The following is a 13367-nucleotide window of genomic DNA, read 5'->3' on the forward strand; positions in this document are numbered from 1 at the left end:
TTCATCTACAACCTCAAAACCATGTTTTGAGCTGACTTCGTCAGTCTTATCTACAACCTCAAAACAGTGTTTTGAGCAGCCTGTGGCTAATTTGCTCTTTGATTTTCACTGAGTATTACTTCATTTTCTCCTGCAATTGAATTCTTGCTCGGCTTTTTGTTTTCTATTTCTTTAAAATCAAAGTAGCTCTTTTGTTAATAACTCGATCAACAAACATCGTAGTACAAGTATCTACTTTGAAATTTATCAGCCACTTAACAACTAATACTGTATTCTAGGAAAACGATGACATTCTTCCTAATAAAACTTCTCATATATAACATAAATTTCTACTCTTTTTAATTTTAAATGAGTCTCAGCATGGCAATCACTTTAGAATTTAAGCCACTTCTCCAGCTCGATCATTGATGAGCTCAATGGTTTGAACAATATTACGAAGTACTGGTAGTTGGTGTTGAAAGAGTAGTTGAACAGATCCATGAGATTTAAATGGCTCTTGCGTTAACGCTTTCATCTCTAAAAAACCATTTTCTACAATGTAGTCTACAATCAATTTCACAAATGAAATCTGCCTAGCATTAAGGTTCTTATCCGACAAAAATTTAGAAAAAATACGATTGGCAGACTCTCTATCTAAGCCGATAATCTCACGCACCAATCTCGGAATTGCCTTATTTTCATAATGATGTTGGTAGTCTGATTTGCTACCTAATTTTTCCCAGAGCAATTTTTCAAGTACAAGCACATCATCAGATGTCAACTTTTCATTATGGTATAACTTAGAAATGGACTCTTCATCCAGATGAGTTTTCAAGTAATGCTCAACTTTTTCATTGTAAGACCGAAGGTCGTTGACCTGCAAAAATGCTGTGGTCTCGTGAACAGTGGAGAGTATACGATCTTCAAAGTTAACATAGTAGGGTTTACGGTCTGTTTTATCCAAAAACTGTAATAAATCTCGAATAGCAAGACGAATTTTTTCCAAATCATACAAGCTAACTTCTTTCCAAAATTCAGGCTCCTGTACTTTCCTGATAATTTCAGCCTGCTCAAAAACCTGCGGGATATTGCCAATAGCAGAAAGAGCTCTAGCCGTCTTCATCACTTGGGAAATATGAACAGTGGAAGATTTAGCTGTCAGTTGCCCCAACTGAATATGAAGCAACCACAAATCAAATCTCCTCGCCATCTCATCTTCTTTATCTTCATCAAATAGAAGCGGAGAGAGATTTTTTTGAATGGTTTCACTTGTAACAGCAGTTAGATTCTGCCAACTTTCCAATTTCCTATAGCTATAAACTGTATCTAAAACCATACGAACCCTGAAGTCCAACTCATTTAAGCTCTCTATACGACCTTGAAGTTCTGAAACAAGCTCCTGACGGTATACTCTCGCAAACTGATCTTCTTGGTATTGGAGTCCCTGAAGTTCTCGAATCAAGTCCACTTTGATATTAAATAAACGCTGAGTCAACGAAACAATGTGACGACCCTCTCCATCTCTTGGATCTGCACGAAAATAATCAAAATTGTCCCCATAATCAAATACCAGAAAGTTTTCCTTATCCTGCTCAGGTCCAAATAAATCTTTACATAGACGGGTTCCTCGACCAATCATCTGCCAAAACTTAGTTTTAGAGCGTACTTTCTTGAAGAAGACTAAATTAACAACCTCTGGTACATCAATACCTGTATCTAACATATCGACAGAAATCGCGATTTGAGGATACTTCTCCTTAATTTTAAAATCATCAATCAAGGTCTGATAATGCTTAATACTATAATCAATCACCTGAGCATAATCGCTCCCTTTTTCAGGATAGCGATTGTTAAAAATACCTCTGATATATTCCGCATGGTCATGATTTTTAGCAAAAATAATAGTTTTACCAATTTCATCACCCGAGGCTGTCTGAATTCCTCTTGTCATGAGTTCATTTAAAACAATTTCTACTGTACTTTTATTGAAAATAAAGGAATTAAACACACTCCCATCAATATCTTTTTCACAGCTATCGTCTTCAAATTTGCTATCAAAATGTTCCTTTTCTTCTTCGGACAAATCATCATAATGTAGACCATCCGTAGGTAGTTTCAGTTTGGTTTCGATAGAATGATAGGCTACTAAGTATCCGTCTTTAACAGCCTCTTCCAAATCATATGCATATGTTGGAACCCCATTCTCCAAATTAAAGAATCCATAGGTATTCTTATCTAAATCTTGACGCGGAGTAGCTGTTAAGCCTACAATCCTTGCATCAAAATAATCAAAAATGGACTTGTATTTCTGATAAATAGAACGGTGAGACTCATCAATTATGATAAGGTCAAAATGCCCAACAGTGAAAGGACGTTGATTTACTTCTTCTTGACCACTAATCGCTCCTATCATGGTCGGATAAGTTGAAAAGACCATGCGACTTGATTGAGCTCCCTCTTTATCTTCTAAGAAGTTACAAACGGAAAGATCTGGGAGTAATTTTCTAAACGAATCATAGGCTTGCTTAACCAAGGAAGTTCTATCGGCTAAGAAGAGAACGTTTTTTACCCAGTTATGACGTGATAAGATATCAACTAGAGAAACTGCTGTACGAGTTTTCCCCGCCCCAGTTGCCATAACCAAAAGTGCCTGTCTACGATGATTAGAGAAAGCTTCACAAACGCTTGCAATCGCATGTTTTTGGTAGTGACGCCCGGAAATATCGTCCCTAATTTTACTAGAAATATCCTCAAGTGGTTTTTGAAGATGACGTCTATCCATCACTAATTGCAATTCTTCTTGAGAGTAAAAGCCTGCAATCTGGCGGCGGTTCGGACCATCAAGTATATAATGCTTCAACCCATTTGTAATAAAGCAAATTGGCTGATAGCCGATATGTTTCTCCAGAGCTTCAGCATATTCTTTGACCTGTACTTCCCCTACTTCTGGATTGACAGAGGCTTTTTTAGCCTCCACAATCGCTAAAATTTTCCCATTTTTACCATAAAGTACATAGTCACAGTAACCAATTCCTGAACCATGCTTGAGACCATCAACGGCTATCTCAACACGACAGTTTTCTTCAAATATCCATCCTGCTAGACGGAGATCGATATCAATAAAGAGCTTTCTTGTCTCTGCCTCAGATAATTGATCAATATGGAAAGGCACATCTTGGCGTTGCGCTGCAGTCTCACGTTTTTCAGTATAAGTCTCTTGAACTTCTACGGACTGAGCAGCCATCTGTTCATGAAAATCAGGCAGTTCTGGTAAACTGTCTTGTAACTTTATCATAGATTGTGGAGTTTCTCGGTATTTGATGTTTGCTGAAAGTGGTAAGCACTTCTCATCAAAATAACGCTCCACAAACTCATTGCTGTAACAATAATCGATAAAATTAACAAACTGATACAAATGATGCAAAGCTAAAATAGCTTCTCGTTCCTTAATTTCACCACCATGAGCAGCATGGTTTCCCCACCGAATCAACAGAACTATCTGCTTGTGGAGTTCAGAATCTACGATATCCCTAAAATCATCATCCCATACTAAAGAAGATAGAGTAGCACGATAGGGAGCTTCTAAATATGAATCGTGACTATATATCCAATGGACAGCCTGCTCTAAAGCACGACGCGCCATAAAGGCAGTAGCCACAGTTGATGTAGCAATCATATTCTCAGCTTCAATGCAAGGTTTTGAAAAAGATTCATATTCGTCATTTTTTAAAAGAAAGCTAAAATTTCCCATTTTTTTCTCACTTTAAACAAATAGTTTAGCTATATTATACTAAATTTCAAGCTATTTCTCCACACTTTTATAGCTATCTCACAAGCAAATTGTGATTTGTCGACCAGGGCTACAAAGTCTGCGAACTCATTTTGGAGGGCTAGAGGGGGGAGGGGGATGGAAATATTTTGTAATTCTTTTGCATTTATATTAGCTTGATTAACAGCACCTTTCGCGATGTTCCTTAGAAACTTCTTTGTACTAGGAAAATTTAAAAATTCAGAGAGGTATCTAGGATTTAAAATATTATTCTTTGTTCTGATACGAATAATATAACCTGCAATAACCATATCATAATCTAATTCATAGATACATGTTTTCCCAACTAATTCCAGACTATTTGTACGATTAAATAGTACATCCCCTTTTCTTACAACATACTTTTCTAAGTCCTCCTCTGGAATATCTATATGTTTTAAATTCTGTATGTTTAACTGACCACCTTCAGTTATATTATTCATTCTTAAATATCCGTATTTACCGTTAAGAGTAGCCGGTAAACTCGTCCCATATCGGACTTCTTCAACTAATTCTCCAAGTCTTTTTAATGGAAAGTTTCTTAGCATAAACATCTCGTTAAATCGGGATTTGCTTTTAAGAGATGAATTTTTGGTGTGAATGCTTGACATTATTTTGATTGACCATGGCATAGGCCAGGGTTGTGTCAATCTTGCTATGACCTAGCAGTTTTTGGACTTGTTCGATAGGCATACCTTTATCAATTGCCTTAGTCGCTAAAGTTCTTCTGAACTTATGTGGGTGAACCTTTTGTATACCGAGTTTGTCTCCTAACTTTCTTAAGCGAATCTCTACACCAGCAATTCCAAGCCTCTGGACTTTTCCAACTAACGTTACAAAAAGAGCAGGGTGACTATCGTTTCTGTCGTTAAGATAGTTTCTTAAATGAATTTTCGTCCGAGCGTCAAAATATACTGGTCTCTCCTTCTTTCCTTTACCAAAGACAACACACTCTCTGTTTTCAAAATCAATATCTGAACGATTCAACTGTACAAGCTCCCCTACACGCATACCTGTCGATGCTAGTAGGTCTATTATTGCCAAATCTCTCAAATTTTCACAGTTATCGCGCATAATTTCCAAATGTTCATCAGTATAAGTTTCCTTCACATTTTGCTCAGTCTTAATTTTCTTTATCCGTCGAATAGGATTTTTAATGATATATTCCTCTTGCTCAAGCCAAGCAAAAAAAGAAGACAATATACGCCTAATATTGTCTAAATTCGCCTTACTACAATCCTTTTCAGACTGGTAATTTGCTAAATAACTTCTTAAATCATCTGTTGTGAGTTGTGTCACAGACTCCTTAATACCATTAAACAAGTTTTCAATCGTCCTCTGGTAATAACGAATTGTTTTTGAGCTACAGCCCTCTACCTGCTTGGCGGTAATAAATAGTTGCAACAGGTTATTATTCGAATACTTCTGCTGCTTTTTTCCGTCTACTAGATGATGTTCTAAACTCTCTCTCAATGCTAGTAATTGTTCATTATTTAAAAGAGGTAACATTTCTTGCATGATAATTGTAACTTTTGATTCCATCATTTCTCACTTTCTTATTCATCAATAAAAAGAGACAATATCAGTTTCTGCATTACAGAATTCTAATATTGTCTGTTCATTTATTTTCTTGTTCTCATTCAAATCCAGCATACTAGATTACTTTTTGACCTTTTCTCTAACAGAATGTTCAGAAACCCATTTGGAGTAGCTTATCATTTTTTCATCAGTTAAAGCTTCTACTGCGATGGTTACACACATTTTTACTGCTTCTTCTACCGTTACAGAAAAACGATAGCCATTTAATTGTAAAAATTTGACCAAAACGAAGAAAGCAGTTCTTTTATTAGCATTAGCAAAAACATGCTTCTTTATCAATTGGACAAATAGTATCGTTGCTTTATCAAAAATTGTTGGATAAAGAGGCTTCCCAAAGACAAATTGTTCTGGTAAGTTCACAATCATATTTAAGGCAGAAGGACTAACTGTTTGAATTTTCTCATTTGGAGAATACCGTTGAATTGCTAAAGCATTTATTTTTTCAATTTGCTTTTCTGTCAGATAAATTGTCATTTTTCCACCAAAGCTTTGAAAACATCGTCGTATTCGTCAAATATTTTATCTAAATTTAAGTCAAAGGCATCATCAGATACATAAGAAACCTGCTGCCCCAATTCTTCAGGAGTAAAGATAATCTCACCACTTGGTAACAATTTAGCTTCGTATTTTACACCACTTGGAATATTAAATTCACTTGGAATCGTAATGGTGATTGAATTTCCTTGTTTTCTTGTTTTTACGACCATCTGATTTCCTCCTTTGTTGTATTATAACAAATCATTACCGTAATTACAATGGCAGAATATCAGCCAAAATACTCCTGCATCAGAGATTTCTTCAAAGTTTCAAGCTCTTCCAGAGATTTTTGGATTGCCAATTGTGATTTGTCGACCAGGGCTACAAAGTCTGCGAACTCATTTTGGAGGGCTAGAGGGGGGAGGGGGATGGAAATATTTTGTAATTCTTTTGCATTTATATTAGCTTGATTAACAGCACCTTTCGCGATGTTCCTTAGAAACTTCTTTGTACTAGGAAAATTTAAAAATTCAGAGAGGTATCTAGGATTTAAAATATTATTCTTTGTTCTGATACGAATAATATAACCTGCAATAACCATATCATAATCTAATTCATAGATACATGTTTTCCCAACTAATTCCAGACTATTTGTACGATTAAATAGTACATCCCCTTTTCTTACAACATACTTTTCTAAGTCCTCCTCTGGAATATCTATATGTTTTAAATTCTGTATGTTTAACTGACCACCTTCAGTTATATTATTCATTCTTAAATATCCGTATTTACCGTTAAGAGTAGCCGGTAAACTCGTCCCATATCGGACTTCTTCAACTAATTCTCCAAGTCTTTTTAATGGAAAGTTTCTTAGCATAAACATCTCGTTAAATCGGGATTTGACGAACAAGTTTAGTTCATCTAACTGCAATTTTCTTTTAGTAGTAAGCCTTTTAATCGTATTAAGAATACAGATAATGTTCTCTTGTTCTTCGATACCTAGCAATTCTAGTTGTAAATCAAGTAATATATTCTTGTTTAAATGAGGAATTGTTGCACCTGTTGAATGATCTCGTAAATACTGCGATTTACTTTCCAAAAAGACTCCCAAGTAATCTGATATAATTTTTTCTTTGTATCGCTCATTCTTTTTTAAGACCGTAATTGTACTACCAACAGCTCCCGATAATCCATAACCAACTGTTCCTGCATTAGCTCCATCCCATGCTATCAGAATATCATCTGGGAGTGCTTCAGTCATATTTAAACTTTCAGTGAATTTTAAATTATTATTATTTCTTAAATCATCTATTTGAATATAACGTTGGCTTAGAGTTGTTTGTTCAGCAAGTACAGTGGCTTTCTTGCCTTTTTTTAGAGATAAGACTTCCCCCAACTTCACTTTTTTCATACAGCCACCTCCCTACTTGAGTAATTTTTCTAATTCAGCCAAGCCAGCTTGAATTTCTTTTTCTAAATCATTGATTTTCTTTAAGATGACTTCTGTTGGTTCATACTCAACTTTTTCATACTCAATCTCTTTATATTTATTGATAGACAAATCATAATCATTTTCCTTTATCTCATCAACTGGAACAAAGAAAGATTGATCCGTTCTCTGACGTTCTGCTTCTTTTTCAAGATGATGAAATCGTTCAATAATATCTGGAATATCGTTGTCGCTGACTGGTTGTCGCTTATCATCTAAACTTAAACCATCCGCTTTCATATCGTAAAACCAAACCTTGTCAGTACCACCATTGCCAGTTTTTGTAAAGATGAGAATGGCAGTTGAAACTCCAGCATAAGGCTTGAAAACACCACTAGGCATTGAGATAACAGCATCAAGCTTATGGTTCTCTACAATTTCCTGACGAATTCCTTTATGAGCTTTAGACGAACCAAAAAGGACACCATCAGGTACGATAACTGCTGCTCGTCCACCTGGTTTTAAAGTTCGCAAGAAAAGAGAAAGAAAGAGTAATTCTGTTTTTTTGGTTTTTACGGTTGCAAGAAGGTCATTAGAGGTTGAATTGTAGTCAAGTGAGCCTTTAAAAGGAGGATTTGCTAAAACCAAAGTATATTTATCGGCTTCTTCATTATCTTGAGACAGTGAATCAAGGTAACTGATTTGTGGATTTTCTACTCCATGTAGCATCATGTTCATCGCCCCAAGTCTCAGCATAGTCGTATCCGTATCATTCCCATGAAACATATTGTTATGAAAATGATTAACATTATTGGGACTGGTTTCCCATTCATCTTTCTTACGTTTTAGGTAACGGCTAGCAGATACTAAGAAGCCCGCAGACCCCATAGCGGGATCTGAGATAATATCTTTGATAGTCGGTTGCATCAACTCAACCATCATATCGATGATGTGACGAGGCGTACGGAACTGTCCATTTTTACCTGCGGTTGACAATTTTGATAACAGATATTCATAGATGTCTCCAATATCAGTAATACTTTGTTTATCGTTATCAAACTCTACATCTAATCCCCTGGTGGGAAAAGCATCTAAGATAGAAATTGCCTTTTGAAGCGTAGCTGGCTTATTTATTTGAAAAATAGCCTCTCGCATATAGCGTGAAAAGGCTGTATCATCTGTATCCCCCTTGAGATTTTTAATAAACGGAAAAATCTCCTGAGTCATTAAACGATAAACTTCCTGAGCGTCCCCTATGTTTTTAAAAGTTGACCAACGGTATTCAGGTTTGTCTTTTGGAAAAACTCCTTCATAAGGAATCCCTAGAAACTCAGCATCACTTTCACGTCCAAGCTCGACACTATCCAAATCTTTCATAAATAAGAGATAAGTCAACTGTTCAATATTTGTTAAAGGATTTGCGTTTCCTTCTGTCCAAAGAATTTCCCACAGCTGATCGATTTTATTTTTTAATTCGCCTGTAATCATATTTTCCCTTTTCTTTAGTTTTTAAAACTTAGTAATATCATTATTTTATCAGATTTCAAACAAAGCTTCAATTAACTATATCTAGGCGTCACCTGAATATTTTAATAGACTTGTTTAGTATCTTGAAAACTATATCGTATAGGTGTCGTCATGGATCCTTTTAGCTGATTTAAACTCTTAGAAAATCTCTTCAAACCATGTAAGGTCTATCTGCAACCTCAAAGCAGTGCTTTGAGCAGCCTGGGGCTAGTTTCCTAGTTTGTTCTTTGATTTTGATTGAGTATAAGGTGACAAAGACACAGCACTGTGACTAAATTGAAACCTTAAAAATTCAATTTCTTGACCACCTAATCCTGCTTCAAATAGTTATCGAACAAGTTTTATGATAGCTACCTTGTTAGGATACTCTTATTTTTTTAGCAGACAAAACAAAAGGATTAAGGGAGTGAATTTCCTTAATCCGATAGTTCTTATTCTTGACGTTGTCCGAAATCAGCAATCATCTGCTCCATTTCTTGTCGACTCGGAGTTGTCAGCATATAAAGGTAATCTCCTTGAAGTTCCGCGAAAGCTGCAGGCATGATTTTTTTAACCTTGAACTGCTGGCTATATTTGTCAAGCAAATCCTCTTCTGAATAGACATAATGAGCATTTGCACGGCGAGAAGTAGCCAAACAATACTGAGGGGCAAACTCTGATGCAGGAAACTCTTCCCCTGCGACAATCGCCGCATAGCCACGATAAAGATCCAAGGAGTAGGCAAAGTTATAAACATCAATGGTAAAACCACCTGCAGGACGGTTATTGTACTCAATGGCAATATAATCGTCTCCTTCGCGGAAGAACTCGATATGGAAGAACCGTTCTCTCATACCAAATTCTTTGACGATAGCCTCTCCATATTTACGTAATTTAGGATCCATATCCTTGAGAACGTAATAAGAATTGTCCATCTTGTACATCATGAGATCAAGCGGTGTATAGGCGTAGTCGAAGGTCGTTGAAAAGACAATCTTTCCATCCTTGTCCACTAAACCATCAAAGGTACAGATTTCACTAGAAGTGACAAATTTCTCAAAGAAATAAATAGTTGAATGATCCCACTCTGCCTTGAAATGATTGATATCATCTTCTGTCTCAAGTTTAAAGGTTGCGGCTGCTCCCACTCCATTATCAGGTTTGGCAATCATTGGAAGGCCGATTTCTTTCACTGCTTGATCCACATCTGCTTCCGTCTTAATAACAGCTCCAGGGACTACAGGGACACCAGCTTTTTTGAAGAGTTTCTTCATTTCAGACTTATATTTCGTCTTTTTGAGATCCTCTGGTTTGGCACCAAAAACATTGAATTGTTCACGAAGACTTGCATCTAACTCAAGCCAGTATTCATTATGAGATTCGATGCGATCAATTGGGCCATGCTTATAAAAGAGAAAAGCGACTGCACGTTTGACTTCATCTATGTTCTCAAGATTATCAACACGGAAATATTCTGTCAGGCTATTTCGTAAAGGTTCATCCAATTGCTCGTAGGGTTCCTGACCAATTCCCAAGACCGTAATGCCTTTATTAGCTAGCTCAATTGTAAACTGTTGAAAATTTTGCGGATAGTAGGGAGAAATAACAAGGTAATTCATAGGTCACTCCTTTTATAAATAGAGATTGCCGAGGAAATAAGGCATTTGTTTGCGCCACCATTCCCAGTCGTGGGCGACGTCGTGTCCCCATTCAGCAAACCAGGCTGGGATTTGTTTCTGGTCAAAGGCCTCTTTGAGCTTGTAGAAAGATGGTAGACCATCTTGTTCCCAGGCTCCAAGACCCGTACACAGCACAATCTCTGCCTGACGATAACGGTCAATAAACCAGCCGTCATTCTGATTCCAGATATAATCTACTGGCGAGTTTTGGTAAATAGCATCGTCATTGTAATAATCGCCGACAAAGAAACGTGCGTCGTAAACACCACTAAGAGCAATCACTTTGGTAAAGACATCTGGATGCTGGAGGAAGAAATTGAGTGCATGATAGGCTCCCATAGAGCAACCTGTCGTCATCATGCCATCAAACCATCCTGTCTTGTGCTTGATAAAAGGAATGGCCTCCTCAATCACATAGCGCTCGTAGGCACGGTGCATCTCTGCTTGGTCGTGACCGTTTTTCCAAGTGGCCAACCAGCTCTCACTGTCTACACTGGATAGGGTAAAGAACTGGACACGACCTTCCTCGATAAAGGAAGCACAGGCATCAATCATGCCAAAATCATAGTATTCATTGTGACTACCACCAGATGAAGCAAAGACCACAACTGGAATCCCAGCATGTCCATAACGGTTAAGGTACATTTCACGGTTGAGATGGCCACTCCAGTGGCTAAGATGTTCAATATTCATTTCGTTTTTTCCTTTCTTAACTTACCATTTTTCTGCAAAAAATCTCAGACAATCTGGTAGATTTTCTGACCAAGGGATTTCACTATGGATGGCACCAGACTGAACTTTCAGCACAAGATTATCCAGATGTACTCCCCCTGCTATCAAATCATGGTAATAGCGAAGCGAAGAGTCGATATAGGCTTGTTTGATATTACCAGCCATCAAGGTCTTGTCTGTATCATCCGCTTCTTCCGTTCCCACATAGATGAAGATACGCTGGTCAGGCGATAGTCTCTGGCGCTCAATATAGCGGTTAAAGGCTTCTTGGTGGAGCCAGTTGGCAGATGAAAAGACGCCCAAGCAACCAATTTGGTCTTGGTATTCCAAACCGATAAACTGGGTAATATTGCCTCCTAGTGAGGAACCAATCATAGCCGTATGCTGGCGGTCAGCTTTGGTACGATAAGTCTCATCGATAAAAGGCTTGACTACCTCCATGACAAACTCAGCATACTCCACACCCTTACCACCAAACTGCTGCCCTGGGATAGGAGATTCTTGGAACTTCCAAGCCGCATACTCATTCATCCGCCCCATACCATCATTGTCAATAGCAACGACAATCATGCGACTGATATCCGGATTTCGTTTGATAGCTGGGATAATCTTCCATGAGTGACCAATGAAAGACTCCTTGCTATAAAAAACATTTTGCCCGTCATGAAAGTATACAACAGGATAGGAGCGGTCCGTGTCTTTCTCATAATCTTTAGGTAGAAGAACACGCACACGGCGCTCCTTACCTGTATAAGGAACCTTGAGTTTGTGTTCTTTCATTTTTAGATAAAAGTAGGATTGATTCATTGTCAGAAAACTCTCTATATTCAAAATTTTATCTTATTATATCATAAAAATAGAAAAAAAGTTAGTTTTTTACCTATTTTTAGAGAAAAAACTAACTTTTTTTACTGATTTCAGCTATTCTTTTGGATTTTCTGATTAGAGCAGATTGTCAATCAAGTCATCCACTTCATCTTTTTCAACCTGCGGTGTGATCTCAGTAGTCATGATTCCAGCCACTGCGCGCTCAACCAAAGCTTCAACATCCATTCGTGCTTCATACTGCTCTGCGTTCTTAATTTTAGGATTGGTCTTAGGACGGTCAGGTGCAAAAATGGTACAGCAGTCTTCAAAAGGTTGGATAGAGATTTCAAAGGTATCAATTTCCTGGGCGATGTCAATGATTTCCAACTTGTCCATGGTGACCACAGGGCGGATGATGGGAGTGTTGGTCACAGCGTTAATCGCCTGCATACTTTCAAGAGTTTGGCTGGCTACTTGACCAAGGCTTTCCCCATTGATAATAACCAAACCATTTCGTACCTCACGGATACGGTCGGTAATCCGCATCATAAAACGACGGGTCAAGGTCATGAGATAGGCTTCTGGCGCCTTAGCCTTGATTTCCTCTTGGATCTCTGTAAAAGGCACTTCGATAAACTGGATATTGCCCCCAAACTTGGTCAATTTACGGGTCAAATCTTGGGCTTTCTTGAGAGCACCTGGACTAGTATAAGGTGGGCTGGCAAAGTGAACGGCCTCAATATCTACCCCACGTTTAAGAGCTAGATAGCCAGCTACAGGGGAATCGATTCCCCCTGATAACATAAGCATGCCCTTACCAGAAGTTCCCACTGGCAAGCCACCTGCCCCTCGAATGGTTTCATAGGAAAGATAAGCAGCCTCCTCACGAATCTCCACCTGAAGATTGATGTCAGGATTTTTCATCTGAGCTTGCACATTTGGAATTACTTCAAAAACAGCCCCTCCAAGGGTTTGGTTGAGTTCACGACTGTCGAGTTCAAAGTTGTGATCGCTACGTTTGCTAGAAATCTTAAAGGTCATACCTTCCTTGTAGATGTCCTGCATAATCTCTTGAACAGAAGATTTCAGAACTTCTACAGATTTTTCAACCTTATAAACAGGGGAAAAGTTTTGAATTCCAAAGACTTGCTTAAGCGATTCTGCTACTGCTGTGTAATCAGCTCCATTGAGGTAAGCGTGGGCACGGTCACGATCTGCCGTTACCTTAACTTGGGGATAGATAGACAAAACGTCCGAAATATTATTGCGAAGTTTATTGATGAAACGCATACGGTTTTTACCCTTGGTTGACAACTCTCCATAGCGAATCATAATTTCTGAATATTGCATG

At 37.8% G+C, this 13367-nt stretch carries 11 protein-coding genes; all 11 read right to left on the reverse strand.

Going from position 1 to position 13367, the window contains the following annotated elements:
• Positions 1-379 precede the first annotated feature (379 nt).
• The 11 genes from WKI42_RS00965 to thiI all read right to left on the reverse strand — a co-directional run bounded on the left by WKI42_RS00965 (position 380) and on the right by thiI (position 13366).
• Positions 380-3730, reverse strand: coding sequence for a DEAD/DEAH box helicase family protein (locus tag WKI42_RS00965; protein WP_368080937.1), 3351 nt, complete (start codon positions 3728-3730; stop codon positions 380-382).
• 29 nt (positions 3731-3759) lie between these two features.
• On the reverse strand, positions 3760-4398 hold the full coding sequence (locus tag WKI42_RS00970; RefSeq protein ID WP_440581613.1) for a restriction endonuclease subunit S: 639 nt from the start codon (positions 4396-4398) through the stop codon (positions 3760-3762).
• Entirely contained in the window at positions 4364-5329 is a 966-nt protein-coding gene (gene xerA, locus WKI42_RS00975) for a site-specific tyrosine recombinase/integron integrase (RefSeq protein ID WP_078748343.1), read from the reverse strand. The genes WKI42_RS00970 and xerA overlap by 35 nt, the downstream gene beginning before the upstream one ends.
• A gap of 117 nt (positions 5330-5446) precedes the next feature.
• Positions 5447-5860: a type II toxin-antitoxin system death-on-curing family toxin gene (locus tag WKI42_RS00980; RefSeq protein WP_050243478.1), complete on the reverse strand. Its 414-nt coding sequence runs from the start codon at positions 5858-5860 to the stop codon at positions 5447-5449.
• Positions 5857-6093 carry an AbrB family transcriptional regulator gene (locus WKI42_RS00985; protein WP_000260605.1) on the reverse strand — a complete coding sequence of 79 codons (237 nt, stop codon included), beginning with the start codon at positions 6091-6093 and terminating at the stop codon, positions 5857-5859. The genes WKI42_RS00980 and WKI42_RS00985 overlap by 4 nt, the downstream gene beginning before the upstream one ends.
• Positions 6094-6152: 59 nt before the next feature.
• A complete protein-coding gene (locus WKI42_RS00990) occupies positions 6153-7274 on the reverse strand; it encodes a restriction endonuclease subunit S (RefSeq protein WP_368080939.1) in 1122 nt (373 codons plus the stop codon).
• A gap of 12 nt (positions 7275-7286) precedes the next feature.
• Positions 7287-8780: a class I SAM-dependent DNA methyltransferase gene (locus WKI42_RS00995; protein WP_368080940.1), complete on the reverse strand. Its 1494-nt coding sequence runs from the start codon at positions 8778-8780 to the stop codon at positions 7287-7289.
• Between the two features lie 470 nt (positions 8781-9250).
• Positions 9251-10417, reverse strand: coding sequence for an ATP-grasp domain-containing protein (locus tag WKI42_RS01000; protein WP_368080941.1), 1167 nt, complete (start codon positions 10415-10417; stop codon positions 9251-9253).
• A 12-nt stretch (positions 10418-10429) separates the two neighbouring features.
• Positions 10430-11170, reverse strand: a complete 741-nt coding sequence (locus WKI42_RS01005; RefSeq protein WP_368080942.1) for an esterase family protein — start codon at positions 11168-11170, stop codon at positions 10430-10432.
• Between the two features lie 21 nt (positions 11171-11191).
• On the reverse strand, positions 11192-12016 hold the full coding sequence (locus tag WKI42_RS01010) for an alpha/beta hydrolase (RefSeq protein WP_368080943.1): 825 nt from the start codon (positions 12014-12016) through the stop codon (positions 11192-11194).
• A gap of 135 nt (positions 12017-12151) precedes the next feature.
• Complete coding sequence (thiI, locus tag WKI42_RS01015; RefSeq protein ID WP_368080944.1) at positions 12152-13366, reverse strand: tRNA uracil 4-sulfurtransferase ThiI; 1215 nt, start codon at positions 13364-13366, stop codon at positions 12152-12154.
• Position 13367 lies beyond the last annotated feature (1 nt).

The sequence above is a fragment of the Streptococcus pseudopneumoniae genome, assembly GCF_038148935.1.
Classification (GTDB): domain Bacteria; phylum Bacillota; class Bacilli; order Lactobacillales; family Streptococcaceae; genus Streptococcus; species Streptococcus pseudopneumoniae_U.